At 30.0% G+C, this 23,188-nt stretch carries 16 protein-coding genes; 8 read left to right on the forward strand and 8 right to left on the reverse strand.

All coding sequences use genetic code 11. The annotated features are described in order from the left end of the window. The first annotated feature begins 116 nt into the window (after positions 1–116). The 7 genes from C4S77_RS05130 (at position 117) to C4S77_RS05160 (ending at position 10,951) form a co-directional block, all read left to right on the forward strand. On the forward strand, positions 117–980 hold the full coding sequence (locus C4S77_RS05130; protein ID WP_105194541.1) for a hypothetical protein: 864 nt from the start codon (positions 117–119) through the stop codon (positions 978–980). 116 nt (positions 981–1,096) lie between these two features. Then, a complete protein-coding gene (locus tag C4S77_RS05135; RefSeq protein ID WP_105246555.1) occupies positions 1,097–2,542 on the forward strand; it encodes a hypothetical protein in 1,446 nt (481 codons plus the stop codon). 28 nt (positions 2,543–2,570) lie between these two features. Continuing rightward, the gene (gene glpK, locus C4S77_RS05140; protein ID WP_105246557.1) at positions 2,571–4,076 is read left to right on the forward strand and encodes a glycerol kinase GlpK; all 1,506 of its coding nucleotides are present in this window, start codon (positions 2,571–2,573) and stop codon (positions 4,074–4,076) included. A 17-nt stretch (positions 4,077–4,093) separates the two neighbouring features. Then, on the forward strand, positions 4,094–4,717 hold the full coding sequence (locus tag C4S77_RS05145) for an aquaporin (protein WP_105246559.1): 624 nt from the start codon (positions 4,094–4,096) through the stop codon (positions 4,715–4,717). A gap of 27 nt (positions 4,718–4,744) precedes the next feature. After that, positions 4,745–5,524: a hypothetical protein gene (locus C4S77_RS05150; protein WP_105246561.1), complete on the forward strand. Its 780-nt coding sequence runs from the start codon at positions 4,745–4,747 to the stop codon at positions 5,522–5,524. Positions 5,525–5,715: 191 nt separating this feature from the next. Further along, entirely contained in the window at positions 5,716–8,085 is a 2,370-nt protein-coding gene (locus C4S77_RS05155) for a hypothetical protein (RefSeq protein WP_105246563.1), read from the forward strand. A 43-nt stretch (positions 8,086–8,128) separates the two neighbouring features. Beyond that, positions 8,129–10,951: an FAD-binding and (Fe-S)-binding domain-containing protein gene (locus tag C4S77_RS05160; RefSeq protein WP_105246565.1), complete on the forward strand. Its 2,823-nt coding sequence runs from the start codon at positions 8,129–8,131 to the stop codon at positions 10,949–10,951. A gap of 216 nt (positions 10,952–11,167) precedes the next feature. Here the strand turns inward: C4S77_RS05160 and C4S77_RS05165 are convergent, their stop codons facing one another. The 8 genes from C4S77_RS05165 to C4S77_RS05200 all read right to left on the reverse strand — a co-directional run bounded on the left by C4S77_RS05165 (position 11,168) and on the right by C4S77_RS05200 (position 20,235). Beyond that, positions 11,168–12,148, reverse strand: a complete 981-nt coding sequence (locus C4S77_RS05165; protein WP_105246567.1) for a 2-hydroxyacid dehydrogenase — start codon at positions 12,146–12,148, stop codon at positions 11,168–11,170. Between the two features lie 21 nt (positions 12,149–12,169). Further along, positions 12,170–12,805: an NAD(P)H-dependent oxidoreductase gene (locus C4S77_RS05170; protein ID WP_105246569.1), complete on the reverse strand. Its 636-nt coding sequence runs from the start codon at positions 12,803–12,805 to the stop codon at positions 12,170–12,172. Positions 12,806–12,857: 52 nt separating this feature from the next. After that, the gene (locus C4S77_RS05175; protein ID WP_105246571.1) at positions 12,858–13,577 is read right to left on the reverse strand and encodes a 3-ketoacyl-ACP reductase; all 720 of its coding nucleotides are present in this window, start codon (positions 13,575–13,577) and stop codon (positions 12,858–12,860) included. A 9-nt stretch (positions 13,578–13,586) separates the two neighbouring features. Continuing rightward, a complete protein-coding gene (locus C4S77_RS05180; protein ID WP_105246572.1) occupies positions 13,587–14,570 on the reverse strand; it encodes an aldo/keto reductase in 984 nt (327 codons plus the stop codon). A gap of 455 nt (positions 14,571–15,025) precedes the next feature. After that, positions 15,026–15,736: a LytR/AlgR family response regulator transcription factor gene (locus tag C4S77_RS05185; RefSeq protein WP_105246574.1), complete on the reverse strand. Its 711-nt coding sequence runs from the start codon at positions 15,734–15,736 to the stop codon at positions 15,026–15,028. Then, positions 15,733–16,314, reverse strand: coding sequence for a sensor histidine kinase (locus C4S77_RS13000; RefSeq protein WP_181042826.1), 582 nt, complete (start codon positions 16,312–16,314; stop codon positions 15,733–15,735). Before C4S77_RS13000 ends, C4S77_RS05185 begins: the two co-directional genes overlap by 4 nt. 476 nt (positions 16,315–16,790) lie before the next feature. Further along, positions 16,791–17,363, reverse strand: a complete 573-nt coding sequence (locus tag C4S77_RS13005) for a histidine kinase (RefSeq protein WP_181042827.1) — start codon at positions 17,361–17,363, stop codon at positions 16,791–16,793. Positions 17,364–17,880: 517 nt separating this feature from the next. Then, complete coding sequence (locus C4S77_RS05200; RefSeq protein ID WP_105246580.1) at positions 17,881–20,235, reverse strand: TonB-dependent receptor; 2,355 nt, start codon at positions 20,233–20,235, stop codon at positions 17,881–17,883. Positions 20,236–20,680: 445 nt separating this feature from the next. Here C4S77_RS05200 and C4S77_RS05205 point away from each other — a divergent pair, with 445 nt between their 5' ends. Further along, entirely contained in the window at positions 20,681–23,182 is a 2,502-nt protein-coding gene (locus C4S77_RS05205; protein WP_105246582.1) for a TonB-dependent receptor domain-containing protein, read from the forward strand. Positions 23,183–23,188: the final 6 nt, after the last annotated feature.

Raw genomic sequence — 23,188 nt, forward strand, 5'->3', positions numbered from 1 at the left:
TAATTTTTCTATATAACTAAATATTTGTAATAATGTACTCATTATAACATGAGATCATTTCACAGAATATTAGTATAATTTATAAAATATAACACTTAAATAATAAAAACAATAACATGAAGAAATTATTATTGGCTGCTTTATTGTTAGGATTTACAACAATAAATGCACAAGAGATTGCAAAATCTGGAAAAGATTACAAGTTAAAAAACGTAATTACAGTAGATGGCAGACAAGGTATAGCTGCTGATAAAGACTTCTATTATGTATCTAGTAGTACTGCTCTATTTAAATATGATAAAACAGGAAAATTAATTACCAAAAATGAAAAACCTTTTATATACTTTAAAAAAGAAGTAAACCATTTCGGTGATATTGATGTATATAATGGAGAAGTTTATACAGGCGTTGAATTTTTTGAATCCGGAAATGTTAGAAATATACAAATCGCTGTATATGATGCTAAAACATTAGATTATAAATATTCTATCGATTTCGGACAAATTGAACAACCAGAAGTATGCGGTATCGCCATTGATAAACAAAATGATATAGCTTGGATGGCTGATTGGACACAAGGTAACTATATATACAAATATGACTTGAAAAATAAAAAATATATAGGCAAAATTCATTTACAGCCTTCTCCACAATGGCAACAAGGAATTTTTTATAATAACGGAAAAGTATTAATTACTGCAGACGATGGAGATGCGGACTTAAACGAACCCGATAACATTTACATAGCAGACGTTAATACATCTGATGACCAAACAAGAACCAATGTAAGTTTATTTAGATCTATTCCTGAGTTTAAAAAAGAAGGTGAAATAGAAGGAATTACTATTGACCCAACTAATAATGATTTATTAATTCTTAATAACAGAGGTTCTATCATAAAAATGGGAATGCCTTCAGGATTTTATCCTGGGTACGATAAAGAAATCCATGAAGTATATATTTTTGAAAGAATTAAATAATAGAATGATTTGACTCATTAAAAGATATGATAAATAACAATAAGGTAAAGACAATTAATATTAGTCTTTGCCTTATTTTTACAAAATAAATTACCTTATTAATAATACACATCATTATGAAATATAAACTTTTATATTTAATATTATTAACTCCTTTTTTTTCTTTATACTCGCAAGAGAAATCTGATCTTGAAAAAAGAGTAGAGGCTTTAGAACAAGCTCTAAATGTTAAAAACAAAGAACTTGAAGAAAAAAATAAAGCCTTAGAAGAAGCTATAAAAACTAAAAATGAAAATACCGAAATTGTAAAAAACACTTCTACAGGAACTCTTAATTTAATGAGCTATGATACAATTGCTCGTACAGAAAAACCTTTTATACAACGTGTAACCGGCGAAGGATCAGCATTACAAGATGGAATTAAACTTAATTTCCTTAAAGATATATTAGGAGGTGATGAAAATAGCTTTACCCCTACCCTTAAATACGGAATTGGTATGGTATTGGAAACTATATATCAAGAAGTTCCTAGCGATAAAAACGTTTATAAAGAAGCAAATTCCAGTTACAACTTCCAACCGGGAGCATTTAAAATTGGATTTTTGCACACCGACATGCAAATTACACCAAAGTTAGGTGCTAGTGTTACTTGGAATTTACATGCTAATAAAATTACAGACGCATTTATCAAATACGATTTTCATAAATTATTAGGAGTGCAAATTGGGCGTTTCAAAGGTGCCGGAAACAGAGCTGCAAATGAAACCTCTGCTTATGACATAGACTTAGTCGATTTCACTTACACCTCAGAAAATCAAAGTACTGACCAAGGAGCTCCTGACTTAAGACACTATGGTATAGATCTTTATGGTAAATGGAAATGGGTAAAATACTCTTTCTTTTGGCATAACAGCGATAGTAATAGAGATAGATACTGGTCTGGATTTAATGATGGCCCAAATGTAGACCAAGGAAATCACGGACTAGAATTTAAAAGTTGGGATTTCTCATTACACTTATTCCCTATAAAAAATATTGAATTCGGAGGGCATATGGGTAGCGTAAACCTTCCTGGTATGGGATATAAACAATCTTGGGCTTATTCAGGTTATCTATATTATATAAACCCTAAAAAATATAAATTTAAATTTGATTATGGTACACACAAACAAGTTAGATTCTTTAATCCTAAAACAGGAGATTACAATTTAACATCATCTGCCGGTGGAAATTTAGATTATACGAAACATGACTTTATAAAAGTAAACAAATTAGGATATTCATTCTTAGTAGGCTACAACGTTACTAACCATATTGAACCAGTAGCAAGATATGAATATTATGATCAAGGAAATAAAGCAATTTCAGGATTTAACTATGAAAAACTAAACCTTTATACTATTGGAGTAAACTATTACGTATATCCAAACAGTCCTAGAATGGCAAAAATAACTGCTTTCTATCAACATCGAGATGAAACCGGTGGACCAAAAATTGCAAATGACTGGTTTGGTTTAAGTTATCAAATTGTATTATACAACAATAGTAAAGGTAATTTTTAACTAAAATTTTAACTAAAAACACAAAAAAATGAAAGAAAAATTTATTTTAGCTCTCGATCAAGGAACTACCTCTTCCCGAGCTATTTTATTTAACCATGGCGGTGAAATTACATCTGTTGCACAAAGGGATTATACCCAACATTTCCCTAAACCAGGTTGGGTTGAACATGATCCGGAAGAAATTTGGTCTTCTCAAATTTCTGTAGCTGCGGAAGCAATTGCAAAAAAAGGCGTTTCTGGATTAGACATTGCGGCAATAGGAATTACAAACCAAAGGGAAACAACAATCATTTGGGATAGAGAAACCAGTGAGCCCGTTTATAATGCTATTGTTTGGCAAGACAGAAGAACTGCAAAATATTGTGATGAATTAAAAGCACAAGGATTAACGCAAGAAATTCGTGAAAAAACAGGATTAATCCTTGACGCATATTTTTCAGGAACAAAAGTTAAATGGATATTAGATAATGTTCCCGGAGTAAGAGAAAGAGCTGAACAAGGGAAATTATGCTTTGGAACTGTTGATACTTGGTTAATATGGAAGTTAACCTTTGGAAAAATGCATGTTACAGATGTATCAAATGCCTCTCGTACATTATTATTTAATATACATACCATGCAATGGGATGAAGATTTGTTAAAATTATTTAACATCCCAAAATCTATTTTGCCTGAAGTAAAACAAAGTAGCGAAATATATGGAGAAACCTCAACTACCTTATTCTCCACTAAAATCCCAATTGCAGGTATTGCAGGAGACCAACAAGCTGCTCTTTTTGGTCAATTATGTGATAAACCAGGAATGGCAAAAAATACTTATGGCACTGGATGTTTCTTATTAATGAACACAGGAGAAAAACCTGTAATGTCTAAAAATAACCTCTTAACTACCATTGCTTGGAAAATAAATGGAAAAACACATTATGCTTTAGAAGGAAGTGTATTTGTAGGAGGTGCTGCAGTACAATGGATAAGAGATGGTGCTAAACTAGTAAAAACCTCTCCAGATACTGAGAACCTAGCAAAAACAGTTCCAGATAATGGAGGGGTTTATTTTGTACCTGCTTTAACTGGATTAGGTGCTCCTTACTGGGATCCTTATGCAAGGGGCGGTATTCTTGGAATAACAAGAGGAACAACAGACGGACACATAGCCCGAGCTACTTTAGAAGGTATAGCTTATCAAGTATATGATTTAGTAAAAGCTATGGAAGCCGATTCTGGGGTTAAAGACCTTGAATTAAGAGTAGATGGTGGAGCTTGTGCTAATAATCTAATGATGCAATTTCAGGCTGATATATTTGGTTTTAATGTAGTTAGACCTAAAACATTAGAAACAACCGCTTTAGGAGCTGCTTATTTAGCTGGATTAGCTGTTGGTTATTGGAAAAATATAGATGAAATTCAAAGTCAAAGAGTTATAGATAGAGTATTTAAACCCGAAATGAAAGCTGAAGATGTAGCCCATAATATAAGTGGTTGGAAGAAAGCAGTAGGCAGAGTTCTTAACTGGGTAGATGAGGAAGATAAATAACCACAAGAATTAACAAAATGGTCCCTTTATATATACATTTTGCAGAATTGATTAGTACATTACTCTTAGCCATTTTAATAGGAAATAGTGTTTGTACAAATCTTGCACTGAAAAAAACTGTAGGTAATAGATCAAGGTTAATTAATATTGCTTCCGGATTTACTTTTATTGTATTTCTGGGAGCAATAATTTCCGTAATCATAAATAAAGTACATTCTATTCCAGCAGTTAAAATAAAACGAGCTATAGCAGAAAACTTACTATGTAATGAAATACAAATTAATATTATTTCACAATTAATAGGAACTGTTTTAGGAACTATTTTAGTATATATCCAATACAAAAAAAATTTTGATACTACTAAAAACCCGAATTTTAAAAAAGATGTATTTAGTACAAATCCAACTATAAAAAATTACCTCAAAAATCCAATATCAGAGGTAATAGGGATCTATGTACTTACATTTACAATTTTTTACATTTTAATAGGGTATTTTAAAATTAATGAAAATTCATCAATTTTTGGATTAAGTTCTTTAATCTCTGTACCTATAGCTTTATTTATTAGGTCCTATAATAGGAATATTAACAACCAATGGTATATTCCTTTAGAATCATTTTCAGTGCAATATAAAAAATAATAACTTACAAATTAAAATTATAAAAAAATGAAAAAAATTATTGCACTTTTAACAACAACAATATTTACCATAATTTCTTATGGTCAGGAGACAAATAATCTGGATAAAGTCCTGGATCGATTTGATTTTAACCTAGAATTAAAATCCAATCACCTATGGAAAGGGATAATAGTTTCTGATGTTCCTATCGCTGCTGTAGATCTAAATTACTCATTAGATAGAAATAAAAATCTCAAAATAGGAGTTTGGGGTGGTATGGGATTATCAGATAATAATGGTGAACATTATCATGAAATCAATTACTACATAAATTATGGCACAAAAAGATACGGTATAGGTATTTGGGATGTATTCAACTCTACAGGAAGAGAGAAAGGGGATCCTAATAATGATATTTGGAATTATGACAGAAAAGACACCGGGCACAGACTTGATTTAAGAGGATATGTAGTTTTTGCTGAAAATTTCCCTCTAAGATTAGATCTAGTTTCTTCATTTTTTGGAGAAGATAGAAAAGAAAATAAAGATAGAGATCAAAAATTTTCCACTAACGTAGAACTTAGCTACCCAATTATTGATAATGAAAAAATTAATGTAAACTTATTCTGTGGTGGAGCTTTTCCCTTAAACGGGGGACAGTCCCATTTTTATGGAAATGAAAAACATGATTTTGATATAGTTAATGTTGGATTTAAAGCCGCTAAAGATATTCCTGTATTAGGATATAAACTTCCTGTATCTGCCACTGTTATGTGGAATCCGTCAAATAAAGAAGCTCGAGTACAGATAGCCACATCTTTATTTTAAATAGAAGATAATATTGAACTTTTATACAATAAAAAACCTATGCAAGCTTGCATAGGTTTTTTTTTATTCTTATAATTAAATAATTGCTTTTTGTATTAAATAAAATATCTTTTGTTACATTTGTATTCTAAATGTCTAAAATTGGGCAGGAATAATTTTATAAATAAAAATCTGTCGAGCTAACCATTTTTATGAGTAGAAAAATTTTTATATCTTTTCTCAATCTCCTTCTATTTACACAAGCATTTGCCCAATTACAAATTAAAGTTGTTAATATTAATAATAAACAACCCGTAGTTAATGCTCATATATATGACGAATCAAAAAAATTATTAGGAAAAACAAATGATCAAGGTATTTTTTATATAAATAATAAAGAAGACAAAATATTAATATTGGCAGATAGTTTCGCAAAGAAAACAGAAACTTTAGGAAAATTAAATAAAACTATTTATTTATTTCCACCAAAAACAAACCCTAAAAGTGATCCTTTGGCTCTTAAAATTATACAAAAATCTTGGATAAATCGATCCAAAAATAATCCTGATTTTTTAGAAAATTATAGATTTAACTCTTATGTAAAATTTACTTTAGATGTACCATCCGATTCGGTGAAATATATCACAAATCCCAAAAGGAAATTAGATAGTTTAAACAATGCTTTTAAACAACTTTTGGAAAAAAATCTGCTTTTTATAGGAGAAAGAATTATGGTATATAAATACGATAAAAAATATGGAAAAAAAGCCATTATTACAGCATATAAAGCAGGAGGATTAAATAATCCGGAATTATATAACATATCAATGTCTCAATCAATGGTTAATACATATCCGGAAATACTAAAACCTAAAGAAATACAAAATAACGTAGTAAAATTCATAGATAGTTTAAATATTAATGGTAGAAAAACATATGAAATTTTAATGTATTCCAAAGGTAAAAGTGAAACACAATTTTACAGAAATCTTGATATTTTTGTAGATGCAGAAAGTTTTGCCTTAGTAAAAATACTAGGTAATACATCAAAAATTTCTGATGTTTATTATGAAATAGTTTATACTCCGTACCAAGGAATATGGCATGCCGAATCAGAATATATGAAAACAAAAATTCTGAGTAAAAATTTTATAAATAAAATTAATAAAATACTACCTAAAGGACTACATACTATAACAAAACTTACTACTACCTCAACAGTAGAATCACATTTTTTAAATTTTGAAAGTCCGGTATCTTTTACCGCTAAAGAATTTCAAGGGTATGAATACCAAATTGATAAAAACGTATCTCAAAATTCAAATGAAAAAATTGCATCTTTAAGAACTGATAGTCTAACTCTTAGAGAAGCTTCTACATATAATCAGTTAAATAAAATCTTTCAAAAATATAAACTGGAATCTAAACTTCGCTTTTTAAGAAGCTTATCATCCGGAGAATTAGAATTAAGCTTTTTTAGTCTCGATCTCTATAATTTATTTAGCCATAATATGTATGAATCTTTCCGCTATCAACTTGGAGGACATACAAATTATAAATTGAGCACCAATTTTCAAATTGGGGGATATATAGCCAAAGCAACCCGAGATGAAGAAGTGAAAGCAGGAGGAGAAATTAAATTTTTTATAAATAAGAAACAAGGAGGAGAACTCTCTTTTAAAGCAGAAACTGACGTTTTACCTGCAGGTAGAACTAAAATAAAGTATCTTACCCCTAAAGATGAAATATCCGCTAAGTCCAACAATATATATAATGACACTTATTTTAGTTATAGAAAACTAGAACTCTCCTATCAACAAGATTTTTTCAAAAATTTGGATATTACTTTTTCTGTAGATTATCAAAGACAACGTGCTGAGTTTGATTATCTTTTTAAAGATTATAACAAGGATACCTGGTTTAATTTTGTTAATACAGCTATAAGATTAAGATATGCCCCAAAAGTTAAATATTTAGAAACCCCTGTTGGCAGAACTACATTTAAAGATAGCCCTCCATATTATTATTTAACCTATTCCAAATCATGGAATCTTTTTGATCGTAGTACAGCTACACATAGATTGTATTTATCTGCCGTATATACATTTATGAACAAATTAGGTAATACTAAAATAACAGGTAATTTAGGGGCCATATTCGGAGAAACACCTATTATGAATACCTACGAAGGTATGGGGGTAGCCAAACATGGACACAATCTTTGGGGAAGATTTAGTGTAAGAGGGTTTCAAAGCTTTGAAACTATGGATCCTGCTTCATTTTTTTCAGATAAATTTGCATCAATCCAATTTACTCATTATCTTAGACCGATAAGAGTCAGTGAATTTAAATCTCTGCACTTTGCTCTTATATACAACGGTCTCATAGGAACAATGAAAAATAAAAGTGACCATCAGTTATTAGATTTTGATGTTCCCAAAGATTATTACCAAGAGTTTGGAGTAGAAGCCAATAAACTTTTATTGGGAATTATAGGAGTCGGAGTATATTGTAGATTAGGTGCCTATCAGGTAAGTAATTTAGATAAAAATCTTTATATAAAGTTGACCTTGGAGATTTAATTAAGCTTACTTTTATCCATATAATAAAACCTTATATAAATTTATGTTACCTGAAAAATATTCCCTTTTATTAAAGGAGCTATCTAAAAAAATACCTCCTAAAAGATTAGTTACCGATCCTCTAAAAACCCTAGCATATGGAACCGATGCCAGTTTTTATAGACTTATCCCTAAAATCGTTGTACAAGCACATTCTGAAAAAGAAGTCATAGAAACACTAAAAATCACAGGAAAAATGAAAATTCCTGTAACTTTTAGAGCCTCAGGAACCAGTCTCTCCGGACAAGCAATCACAGATTCAGTACTTATAGTTGCCACTCATTCATGGAATAATTATACTATTCTGGATGGGGGTAATAAAATACAATTGCAACCTGGAATAGTTGGTGCTCGTGCTAATATTTTCCTATCTCCATACGCTAAAAAGATAGGTCCAGATCCGGCCTCGATTAATTCTGCCAGAATTGGGGGCATAGCGGCTAATAATGCTAGTGGAATGTGTTGTGGAACTTCTCAAAATTCATATAATACAATTGCAGATATTAGAATAATACTATATGATGGATCCATATTAGATACTTCAGATCCTTACAGCATTGAACAATTTAAAAAAGAACATTCTGATATTATACAGAATATAATAAAAATAAGAGATAATATTACTTCTGATTCTTTACTTTATGAAAGAATCAAAAGAAAATTTAAAATTAAAAATACTACAGGTTACAGCCTTAATGCTTTTGTGGACTATAAAGATCCGATAGATATTCTAAAACACCTCATGATAGGATCTGAAGGAACTTTAGGCTTTATCTCCCATATTACTTACCATACGGTTACCGATTTTAAATACAAAGCCTGTGCTCTTCTAATTTACACAACCATAGAACAAGCTTGTGAAGCAGTTCCTTTATTACGTGAGAGTCCTGTATCTGCTGTGGAGTTATTAGACCGTGATAGTATACGTTCGGTAGAAAATGACCCTGATGCACCTGAATATTTCAAATCCTTACCTGAAACTGTAGGGGTCTTACTAGTAGATATACAAGCAAACAATAAAGAAGAAATACAGGAAAAAGAATCTATAATTCGAAAATCTGTAAATTCTATTCCAATATTGCAACCCTACAAATTTACCTCTGATCCTAAAGAATATAATTTTAATTGGAAAGCAAGAAAAGGTTTACTAGCCTCTGTCGGAGGTCTCCGAAAAAAAGGAACTACCTGTCTTATCGAAGATGTGGCTTTTCCTGTTCCGCGTTTAGCAGAAGCTTGTACAGCTTTAAAAAAACTATTCAAAAAATATAAATATCAGGATGCAGTTTTATTCGGACATGCTCTGGAAGGAAACTTACATTTGGTTTTTTCGCAGGATTTTTCAGATCCTAAAGAAGTAAAAAGATATGCTGACCTTATGGATGAATTGGCTGTAATTGTAGTGGATCAATTTGACGGTTCTTTAAAAGCAGAACATGGCACTGGACGGAATATGGCTCCTTTTGTAGAAAAAGAATGGGGAGAAGCAGCCTATAAGCTTATGGTACAAATAAAAAATACTTTTGACCCTTTTAAACTCATCAACCCTGGAGTTATTATTAACCCTAATCCACAAATTCATTTAGAAAACTTAAAACCACTACCGGAAGCACATGACTTGATTGATAAATGTATGGAATGTGGTTTTTGTGAATCATCTTGTGTCTCTGAAGGTCTTACTTTATCTCCTAGACAAAGGATTGTAGTAAGCCGTGAAATAGCGCGATTAAAAAAAACCGGGGAAAATACTCAACGTTTAAAACATTTTTTAGAAAAATCTAACTATAATGTAGATGAAACTTGTGCTACTGATGGTTTATGTCTATTAGCTTGTCCAGTAGGCATAGATACAGGTATTTTTGTAAAAGCTTTAAGAAAAGAAAAAATACGTTCTTTTGAGAAAAAAAATGCACGTTATATTGCAGACCATTTTCAGAGGACTTCTTCTTTTTTAAAAACAGGTCTTAGTGTGGCTTATTTTGGACAAAAATTTTTAGGTAATCACTTAATGAGCTTCCTATCTTCTGGGATAAGAAAATTATCTTTTGACAAAATACCTTTATGGAACCGGGCTATGCCTTATCCTGCTAAAAAAATTAAACTTAATGCTGTACATGAAGGAAATGAATTAAAAGTAGTATATTTTCCATCATGTATTAATCGTGCTATGGGAAAATCTGAAAAATATCCTACAGAAGAAGTTTCCCTTACACAAAAAACAGAAGAATTATTAATTCGTGCAGGTTATACTATTATTTATCCTGAAAATCTTAATTCTTTATGTTGTGGAATGCCTTTTAGCAGCAAAGGATACGTTCAAGAATCTGAACAAAAATCAATGGAGCTGAAAGATGCTCTATATAAAGCTTCAGATAATGGAAAATATCCTATACTTTATGATATGAGTCCTTGTTATTATACTTCACATTCTCATTTTTCTCATAAAGATTTACCTATATATGATCCTATAAAATTTATGTTGGAATTTGTAATGCCTAAATTGAAAGTAAAAAATCCTAAGGAAAATGCCACCATATTTCCTATCTGTTCGGTTAAAAAATTAGGGCTTATGAACGATCTAATGAAATTAACTCAACTATGTGCAAAAAATGTAAATATAATACAAACTAATTGTTGTGGATTTGCTGGAGATCGAGGATTTACCTATCCGGAGCTTAATCAACATGGACAAAGACACTTAAAAGAACAAATCCATACAGGTTGCTCTGAAGGATATTCTACGAGCCGAACTTGTGAAATAGGAATGGAGGAATACAGCGATATTAATTTTAAATCTATTTTTTATTTGATTGATGAAGTAACCCGATAATCTTAAATTTACCTTGAGTTTTATTTGAATTAATTAATAAACTATTTTAATTGTTATAAATAAAATATTTAAAATATTAAAACATTGAATGAATTGATGATATCTTTTTTAACTAATGAAAATTTATCATTCATCCTAAAAAAATGTAAACTCAATAAATAAAAAAAGCGGTTAAAACCGCTTTTTTTATCTATAACTAATTGCGAATATGTTAATTTAATTATTTTTATAAACCTCCGGATTTACTACGCAGGGTAATTTTTCACCTTTTATTCCTGCAATTATATTTTTTGCACATAATACAGACATGGCATTTCGAGCTTCTACCGTAGCTGATCCAATATGTGGAGTAATTGCCACATTTTCCATTTGTAACAGAGGATTATCTGCTTTCATTGGTTCCGGATCTGTTACATCTAATCCTGCACCCCATATTTGACCGCTTTGAAGAGCCTGTATCAAATCTTTTTCATTCACCATAGCACCTCTAGCCGTATTTATTAGAATAGAAGTATTTTTCATTTTTTTTAAGGTAGAATCATTAAAAATACCTTTATTCTCTTCAGATAAAGGAGCATGTATACTCAATACATCTGCTTGATTCAATAATTCTTCGAAAGAGACATAAGTAGCTCCTATTTCTTTTTCTGCTTGCTCTTGTTTATGACGATTATGATAAATCACCTTCATCCCATATGCTCCCTTGCATTTTTCAGCCATTTTAAAACCTATACGCCCCATTCCGAATATTCCCAAAGTTTTTCCATTCAGTTCTTGCCCTAAATAATCCACAGATAAAAAACCGGGTTTCCAATTTCCTTCTATAATCCTACGGTAATTGAAAAAAGCTTTTCTTGAAACATTCAACATTAATAAAAAAGCCGTATCTGCTGTAGCATTACTCAATACATCAGGAGTATTACCCACCGGAATACCTAAACGGGTAGATGTTGGAATATCAATATGATTAAAACCAACAGAAAAAGTAGATATCACTTTTAATTGAGAACAGGCTTCTAAAAACTTTCCCGAAACTGGAGACATAACATTAATGTAGCCGTCTGCATCTTTACATTTATCAATCAATTCATCTAAAGTAATGGGTTGAGAATGGTTCCATTCCTCAACTATATACCCTTCTTCTTGAAGCATCTTCACGCCAATTTGGGGAATAACTCCGGAAATAAATATTTTCATATTCTTAATATTTGTATTTTATTAATTTATTTCCATTACAAATTCATTTTTTGGGTGTCTTACTTTTTTTAGGTTTACTAACCAGTCATTTTCGGCATCTCTATATCCTAACGGTAATACAACTACACTTTTCAGTCCCTGTTCATGAAGATTCAATAAATTGTCTAATGCCTCATTATTGAATCCTTCCATTGGGGTTGCATCTACTTTCAGCTCGGCAGCCATAGCTATGGAATAGGCAAACGCTATATATACCTGACGTGCTATATGTTCAAAATTTAAATGTTCAGGTCTTGAAAGATATATAGATTTAATGTAATCGGTATAAGGTTTATATTGATCTTTACCCTGATCTCTTTCGCTGGTTATTAAATGATAGATATAGTCTATTCTTTCCTCAGTATAATTATCCCAACCTGCAAATACTAAAAGGTGAGAACAATCTATTACTTGTTGCTGGTTTTTTGCTATAGGATAAATTTTTTCTTTTAATTCCGTATTGGTTATAATAAGTATTTTAAAAGGTTGTAATCCTGATGAAGTTGGTGCTAGATAAGCTGCTTCTACTATTTTATCTACTTGGTCCTGATCTAGTTTTTTGGAAGGATCAAATTTTTTTGTAGCATATCTCCATTTAGATTCTTCTAATAATCCCATACTATTTTTATTCTTTTTCTTTTATTTTTATTAATTAAATTCTTTTCTTTTTTTATGGATTGGTAGACCAAAGGGATGCATTGGCTAATAAAGCTCTTTTGTTAAGCTTCAAAATATCAATCACTAAATCTGCAAAATCTTCTGGTTGTAAAACTTTTTCAGGATTTCCATCGGTTATTTTCAGTTCTTTCACAGACATATCAGAAGCAATTGTACTAGGAGTTAATGTTGTCACACGTATATTATGTTTTCTCATTTCAAACATCAAGGATTCGGAAAGAGAAATTAATCCTGCTTTTGAAACACTGTATGCAGATGTAGTAGCCCCCCCTTTTAATCCGGCAGTTGAGGAAACATTAATTATATCTCCTCCTTTTTTTTCTACCATAGAGGGAAGTATGATTTTAGATACATAATATGGTCCGAATAGATTGGTTTGTACAATATTCATCCATTCCTTTTCAGGCATATCCAAAAAACTTCCAAATGCTGCAATTCCTGCATTATTAATTAGAATATCAAAGGTTCCAAAATCATTTTGTAATTTTTTTAAAGAAAATTCTACTTCCTGGAAATTTGAAATGTCAAAAACAGAATACATTGTTTTTATTCCTCTGGTTTGCAATTCTTTAGTTGTTTCCTTCAAAGATTTTTCGTTGCGTCCTGTAATAGCGACCTCCACTCCTTCAGCAGCTAAAGCTAAGGCTATTGCTTTTCCTAGTCCACGACTACCTCCTGTAACTAATGCTTTTTTTCCTTTAAGATTTTCCATATTTTTATTTTATAATTTTGCTATTTCTTTATTTATAAAGTCAATATCCTCTTGTGTAAGCGTAATTTCTGCCGCTTTTGCATTTTGAAGGGCTTGTTCTGCATTTCTGGCACCAGCTAAAGCAATGGTTATTCCCGGCTGTTTTATTGTCCAGTTAAGTACTAATTGTGCCAGAGTAGCACCATGTTCTTCTGCAATTGGTTTTATTCTGTTTAAAAATTCATTTACTTTTTGGATATTTTCCGGTCGGTATATTTTCATATTGCTTCTTCCATCTCCTGCAGCAAAGATATGATCCGGTTTTATTTTTCCGGTTAATAAACCTCGTTCCATAGGACTATAAGCCAAAATAGATTTATTATTTTTTATGCAATAAGGAATAGCCTCTGCTTCTATTTTACGATTCATCATACTATAAGGAAGCTGATTAGATACTATATTGCAGTATTTTTCTGCTTCTTTCATTTGAGCTGCTGAATAGTTACAAACAGCGGCATATCTTATTTTCCCTTGTTCTATTAATGTTGAAACAGCTTCAAATGTCTCCTGAATAGGAGTAACTGTTTCCGGCCAATGCATTTGATACAGATCAATATAATCTGTTCCTAATCGTTTTAAGCTTTGTTCACATTCATATATTATACTTTTTTTACCTGCATATTTATAAATATCAATCTCGTTACCTGAATTGTCTTTACTATGTGCAACAAAGTCACCCTTGGGTAAGTCCCATCGCATTCCAAACTTTGTCAAAATCTGAACTTTATCTCTTGAAAATTCTTTAATAGCTTCTCCCACAATCTCTTCACTGGTTCCTTGTCCATAAATGGGGGCTGTATCAATAGAAGTAATTCCTACCTCAAATCCTGATTTAATAGCATTTACGGCATCTTTTCTATTGGAGCCACCCCACATCCATCCTCCGGCAGCCCAAGCTCCAAAAGTTATTACTGATAGAGACAATTCTGAATCTCCTAGCTTTTTATACTCCATTTTTTTATTTTTATAGCATAAAATTAGTTAATATTATCGAGTCTGTATATTAATTTTATAATATAAATATTTATTTTTTTATTCTAAAAAAGTACATACTTTGACTAAATGTTCAATATATTACTGTTTTTATTTGATTATTTTTTTTCGTTTGTATCCTTTTTTCTATATCAAGGAAAACTTCATTAAAATATTTTTTATTTTATCAGGAATCTAAAATCATCATGTGGATGTAATGTTTTCTTATGAGTTATTAATTAATAATTTAAACAAGTCCAAATTAACTAAATTTCCCATATATATATGTTTAGATTAATACTAAGATTTCTTTTTCCATATATAATTGGGAATTAGAGATATTGCAAATATATGAATCACCCATATAGCTTATGAAAAAGTAGACAGATTAGCACGTTTAATATACCAATTCGTCTATTTTAGAAATTTGTAAGATGTTAACGCTTTTCCGGAATAATCCTTTGAAAAAATGCTTCCCGATAATTGTTTCCTATTCCAATTTCGTATGTATTGATGAAAATATCGTTGTTATTAAAAGATTCAATCCGATTCAGATTGACTATATATGATCTATTGATACGAAAAAAGATGTTGTGAGGTAGTAATTCTAATATGTTTTTCAAATACATTTTAGTAATAATTCTTTTATTTTCTGTCTGTATGATAACATAATCTTTCAAACCTTCAATAAATAGGACATCTCTATAATAAATTTTGAAGAATTTTCTTTCTGATTTTACAAAAATATGGTCAGATTTAATATCTCCCATGTTTCCCTTTTCTTCATTCATCAATAAGGTATGATAAGCAACGGCTTTTTGCACTGCTTTTGCTAAGCGATCTTCTTCAATAGGTTTTACCAAATAGTCTATGGCATCAACATCGTAACTATCAAGTGCATATTCCGAATAAGCAGTAGTGAATATAACAAGAGTGGTTCGAGGTATATTTTTTGCAAAATCGATTCCATTTATTCCCGGCATTTGGATATCAAGAAATGCTAAATCAACAGTTTTATCTAACATAAATTCAGATGCAGACTCAGCATCTTCGAAGCTACCGACAAGCTGCAACTGAGAGATTTTGTCCACTAAGGCTGCAAGTCCCAAGCGAGCAATCGGTTCATCATCAACTATAATACACTTCATATTTTCAAATTTAATGTAATAGAATATATTGTATTGGTTTCGTGTATTTTCAAAGCAAAATCATTTTTGTAGAGCAATTCCAGACGACGTCTTATATTTGCCAATCCTAATCCTCCTTCAGTCTTAATAGGCGGGCTTTGGGGCTTTGAGTTTACACAAAAGAATAATAATTGCGAGTTATTTATTTTGAATGAGATATCAACATAAGACATGTTTTTATTTCCGGAGCTATGTTTTACCGCATTTTCAATGAAAGGTATAAATAACATAGGAGGTATTTTGATCGTGTGTAATACTCCTTCTTTTAAAATAGCATAATTAAACCTGTTTCTGCGAGATTTTTCCAGTTCAAGATAATCGGTCAAAAATCTGATTTCATCATCGAGGGAAACAAATTCTTTAGTGCTGCCATCTATTTGGTAAGATAGTAGATCATTAAACTTTGTAAGCATTTCTGCAGCCATTATCGGATTGTGTTTTATCATGATGTTCACATTATTAAGAATATTGAAAAGAAAGTGTGGATTGATTTGATTTTTCAATTGTTGTAATTCAGCATTTACGGTAATTGTTTCCAATTCCCTTATCCGTTTATTATTTATAATCCAGTTTTTTAAAATAATAAATGTTGAGGAACAAATAATAATAATACCAAAGGCTATAATTGAGTTTGTCAAACTAAGGAAGAGACTAACGTAGTTTATACCTTTACTCAAATCAACAATATGAAATACAAATTGTGAAAGTGATATTAGTAGTAACAATATGAGAATAATTAAGAACAAAAGTATAAAATATACCGAACTTCTATTTTTCAATAAGAATGAAGGAACCATAACATACATGTTTATATATATAACCCCGGTAAATATTATAAAGAATACCAACCATTCATAATATTGATAAAAGGATGCTTTATATGCACCATTGAGATTCATACAAGATGCTACAATACTGATGATAAACAATAGAATAAAATGCCTGAATAATCTGAACTTTGAGCCGGTCAGGATATTGGGGATAAAGGTGTTATTTATACTGTTTACAAACATATTTATACAGCGATTTGGATAGTCAGTTCTTTTTCATTTTGTATTTTTATCGAATATTTATTATGATACAATAATTCGAGTCTATGGTTAACCTGCGAATAATTTATATTCTCAACGTTATTGCTTATACAACTGAATTGCAAAAGATTATTTTCTACTAAAAAGCTAAGTTGCAGAATTAATTTATTGTTAAGCTCATGATTAGATATGATAGATTGCTGAATAAATGGAAGAAACAATAATGGAGGTATAAAAAGATGTGTCATATCCCCATTTTTATTGATAATAAAATCAAAATTTCCGAGATAGTTTTTTTCAAGACTGAGGTAATTCGTTAAAAAAACGATCTCAGAACTTAACAAAACTTTATCCCTGCCGCAATCATATAATTGATATCTAAGTATCTTACTTAAATTCAGAAGCATCGCAGACGATTCTTCCGGCGCTGATATGGCTAGAGAAGCTGATTTCTTTAATATTCGGGATAAGAAAGATGGGCTTACTTTTTCTTTCATTCTTTCTAATTGAGAGCGTAGATCTTCTGTTTCCAGCTGATTAATACGCTGAATATTCATTAGCCAACTTTTAAATAGTACACTCATTGAAATACCCACTATATAAATTCCAGATATCAAGAACGAACGAACCAACTCGATAATGAGATTTATCTCCGAATAAAAAGTGAGCGAGGAATCGAATATAGTATTCTTAGGTTTGAAAATAAAGTATTCAAAACCCAGATTAGTTACAATAGAGAAGGTTATTAATATTAACAATGTGACTGTGTATTGCAAATACTTACTCTTTAATAATAATTTCGGAACAATAATATATAAATTGAAATAGATAATTGTCATGTCTAATATTAAAGAAAAAAGAATTATCCAATATATCTTATTTTCGAGAATAGAGTAATTTTTACCGTAAGTAATTAAAGTGCTATTCATCTCAATAATCGCAATAGATAAAATGAGAAAAATATGTCTCCATATTTCGAACCGTTTTTTTGTCAATAAATCAGGCAGAAAACTATATTTTTCTTTATTTGATTTCAATATTATTTTCTTTTTATCTAAAAATACTTATCATAATTTAAAATTCAAGTTTATAATAGAGATTACCTATCGAAGAAGAATCTCTATATTTCTCTATTGCGCCGGTTTTAAAATTATATCTGTGTCCATAAAATTCTTTTGCGCTTGTCGCATTTAAACCTACAATGCCCCATTCATACGATCTTTTTTTATTATTAACGCGATAGCTCAAGGTATAATTTAACAAGAGCATTGCCCCTAATTGTTTGGAGTAGGCTTTTCGTTCATTATATTGGGCTTCTTTATCAGGATCATTCATTGTTGCTTCAACGTCTAAAGGAGAATAACGGTCACCGCCTTGTAACGTTAACCTAAGATTGGCGCTAAGTATTTTATTCTTCCTTTTTCCAAATATCCATTCTTTTCCTCCCGAAGCATTCAATATATAATTCCGGTTAAATTTTGTATTATGCCAAACCCCATCTCCTCCCTTATATCTTGAATCAAACAATGTAGCAGTTATCAAATAATAATAGCCTTTATTAAGATATCTCTCCAAAGTAATATCAATACCTAAATTTGTTCCTTTCCCTTTATTGACCAAAGGTTCTTCAACATAAAACTGATCCCTGTTTAATACTGAGTAAGAACTATCCGCTATTACCGGCACATCATAAAGATACTGAAAATATGGTTCTATCTTTAAATTAGTATTGTCTGATAATTTATAACTATAAGTAAACATCGCATGATGAGCTTTTGTGAAATCTAAATCTTTATTCATTGATTTGCTACCTGTGCTTTGAGTCTTTACAAAAAAAACATCTATTTTTTCCATTCTACTATGCATACCATATGCAATTGCAAAGTAGGTCCGATCCCCGCTCTTCCACTTCATGGAAATACGAGGTTCAATAGTCCAATGATTATTTAAAGTTAGAATCTGGCTGTATATACCCTGATTGAATGTCACTCTATCGCTTAGTCCAAACGATGCGCTTGTATAGCCCGATATTAATTCAGTATTTCCTTTACCTTGTGAAATTGTTTCGAGTGGATAAGCTTCATGAGGTGCTTTTTGCAAATTCATTCCATAAAACATTTTTGTATAAGTAAATCCTGTTTTATTGGTAAATCTATGACTGAATTTTTTATTTAGAGATGCGTTGAAAATTAAATTGGTAGTATGACTATCAAGATATCCATAAGGAGTTGAGTTCATATTGGCGTCAAATACATCCTGTTTCACATTATATTTCGCATATGTACTTGCCAAAGAGCTTTTCAACATCGTATTATCATTGAAGAAATAGCGATGCGTTAATCCACCCGAAAGCATATATTGCTTTGATTGACCTTTATTTCTATCTGAAAAATATTCCCATTTTTCCTGATCTTTTTCAAATTTTTGCTTATAGCTATCATATAATGCAGTACCCCAAACGGAAAAAGTGCCTGTTTTTTTTGTCGGAAAGTTTAGTTTGAAATTCAAGTCCTGATAGTTAAAATGATTTGAGGTTGAATCTTTGTCTATCTTATTCATCAAACCAATAAGCGAATACCGATAGTTTATAATATAGGAAGAATTTTGTTTCTTATTAATCGCTCCTTCGGATGCTAAATCTATCCCTAAAGTTCCAATTTGTAAAGTATATTCTCTATTTTGAGTATTCCCATTTCTCATGCGCATATCAAAAACTCCTGATACTGCATTGCCATATTCAGCGGGAAAAGCGGCGGAGAAAAAATCAGAATTACCAAGAACCTTATTGCTCAGTGAAGATAGTATACCCCCGCCAAGGGTTTGTATATCGGCAAAGTGATTGGGATTTGGTATTTCAACATCTTCTAATCTCCATTGTAGCAGATGTGGCGCGTTACCGTGAACGGATATTCCATTTGAAGATGGTGCAGATGCGATTCCCGCAAATGAAGAAATTAAACGGGCGGGATCATCCAATCCTCCTGCAAAGCGGCTAGCTTCTTCCACGCTTAACATACGTGCTCCTGTCAGTGCCATTTTATTTATTGGGGCATCTTTTTCATAAGCGCTTATAGTAATTTCACTTAGTTCATGTGAACTTTCCGTCATTGGAATTTCCAAATAGACTTCTTTTGATGTAGTTACTAGGATTTCACGAATAAAAAATGGTTGGTAACCTATACATGTTGCTTGAATAGTATGTCTTCCTACCGGTACATTTTTCAATATAAAATTTCCTTGCTCATCTGTTGTCGTTCCTATCTCAGGTATATCCGATATTCCAATTGAGATGAAAGATAATGGTTTTCCGGACTGAGAATCAACGGTTATGCCACGTATCGTTTGAGTAAATTGATCGTTTGTTACTTGTGCTTTTATATGAGCATAACATAAGAATCCTATTAAAAAGCTAATAACAAAATATTTCATATCTACGACTATTTATAGAATTTGACATTTTGTAAATCTATATTTAGTTTTATTAGCATTCAAAAAAAGTAGACAAAGACAAGTTTTTGATAGACGGATGGCGCTGAAATGATAATAGAATATAAGATGGGCAATGATTTATTATAGTATTAAAAGGTAAAAAGCGGTTAATCCAAATAGATTATAATCATTGTCATAGATTTATTTCGTACTATGAAAATGAAATATAGAAGACAATAGTTTGCTCGTTTTTAAATCATTGTTTATTGTTCATATTTCTATATTTATTACCTATTTTTCAACAGATAAATTATATTTTTTTATTATTATATTTTTTAATAATACCTTTAAAATATGTTTATAATTATATATTTATATTAATGGATTCTATTTTTAATTACCTTTGTTTTTTATCTTTTATAAAGTAACTAAAACAAAGATTTCCATGAAATTTTTAATTATTGTATTCTTTTCTTTTTTTATTTCTTTGTTTGCTTATACTCAGGATAGTTTAGTTATTATATCTAAAATTATAAATCCTGATATTCCTTGTAGAAAAGATAGTACAAATAAAAAAATTACCCTACAGTATAAACAAAATAACTCTTATATAGATATTAATACTTTTAAATCTAATAAATGTATAAATTATTATATTATTCCTAAAGTTAATGGTGAATATAAATTTATTGTTACAACTAAGAGCTATGAAACCGAATTTTCTACTTTCGAAATAACTGAAAAAACCTCTGATTCTTTAGAAATCAATGAAATATTTCTTTTTAATAAAGCACCCATATATTATAAAGAAAAGGAAATACATGAAGTTACTATAACAGGAGAACGCAAAAGTTTAGTGAAATTTGAGGCAAATAAAACCATTTATATGGTAAAAGATAATGATTTATTATCCGGGGGAAGCATAGAAGATGCTGTTAAAAAACTGCCTGGTGTGATTAAAGGTTTTGGTGGAGAGTTAACTGTCAACGGTAAATCTATGGCTATCTATATTGATAATTCCCCTTCAGGTTTGACAGGTTCTGACTTGGAAAATCTTTTACAAAGTATCCCAGCAAGTTCTATTGAAAAAATTGAAATTATAAATAATCCCGGAGCTTCTTATGATGCAAATACGGGAGGAGGAATTATTAATATTATTACCAACGGAAATGCTTTGAGAGGTATTAATGGAGCTGCTACTTTAAATTATCGTTTTAACCGAAATAATAAAATTTCTCCTTCTATTAATATAAATTCTCGGCTTAATAATATAAGTGTACAATTGAATAGCGGATTTAATTATAGGGAATGGAACAAAACCAATAATTATGAGAGAGAGTTCATTTATTTTTCTCCGCATATTTTTTTCTATCAAAAAGGAAAAGATGAAGGATATAATCGTTATTATTATTTTCGACCTTCAGCTAATATAAAATTAGGAAATAAAAGTAATTTACTTATTAATTATAATTATAGTTATACATATAATGATCTTTTTAACACTACTAATTCTGAAAGCCTAAATTCTATTAAATCTATAGATTTATCTTCTACTAACAAATCCACAAACAAAAACTCTAATCACGAAATAATAACTCAATATAAAACTCAATTAGACAGTCTAGGAACAAAATTTGATGTTACAGCCTATTTTTCTCATTATGATAAAATACCTAGTAATAAAAATGCTCAAAATAATTCAGGTATCAATTCTTACTCTATCAATAAAATTGATTTGAATTATAATAATTTTTATGCAAAATCCAACTTTGAAATTCCAATAAAAAAAATAGACTTAAGTGTAAATTTAGGGGGAAAATATTCTATCACTCATTCATCAAGTTCAGGAAAATATAATTTAATGAACAAGTCTTCTTCTATATTTGAATATCCGGAGTATATTTCTAATCTTACTTTTGATTATGATGATTATCAATATGCTTTTTACACAGAGGTAAATAAAAACTTTAAAAAATTAAATATTACTGCTGGTTTACGTTATGAAAATTTGAAATATAAAAGTCATATAAAGGAATATGTTCGAGAAATTGATAATCGATTAGACAAAATGTATCCTTCTATAAGCTTTTTATATAAAATAACTCCTATACTAAATTTTACTACATCATATAGAAAAAGTATATCACTCCCTCCCTATACTAACTTAGATCCTAATATAAATGGATATTATGATGAATTTAATACAACTACAGGAAACCCTTATTTAAAACCGGATTTTTACAATAATTATGAGATAACTTTCAGTGCTTTTAATTATTTACGTTTAGGTTTTCAATACACGTATTCTAATCAGGTAAACCTACTTTCTTTTGAAACTAAAGATAATTCTCTTAATGTAAACCAAACAACTCAAACATTTAACGGATTAAAAAATTATAACGTTTCTTTAGGAATACCAATTCCTTTTGATCTAATTAGAAAAGGTAAAAAATTTTTTAAAGAGCCCTTAAATGTTGATAAAATGAGTTTTCTGTATTTTTTTAATATGTATAATTATTTTAAACTTGATGACTATCCTTATATAAATAAGGTAAAACCTATATGGATTTTTAGTTTTTATACACAAATCTTTCTTCCTATGGATTTAAAATTCTCTGGATTTTATTTGTTCAGTACTAATAAAGGAAATTATAAAATATATACTGCAAATAGACCTTTTAACTATTCAAATTTTGAATTATCAAAATCTTTTTATAACAAAGCTTTTAAAGCATCATTTGGGGTAGAAAATTTGTTTAATAACAGTAAAATTGCAGCTGGTATTATAAGTCATAACCTAAATACTAATTCTTATCAAAAAGATGATAATCAAATATTTTATTTAAAATTATCTTATAACTTCGGAAAGTTAAAAAATCTTAAAAAAGAAAATACAATTATAGATAATGATAAACAAAAAAATAGTTTTAACATACCTTATAAATAATTATTC

Source organism: Apibacter adventoris (assembly GCF_002964975.1).
Lineage (GTDB): Bacteria > Bacteroidota > Bacteroidia > Flavobacteriales > Weeksellaceae > Apibacter > Apibacter adventoris.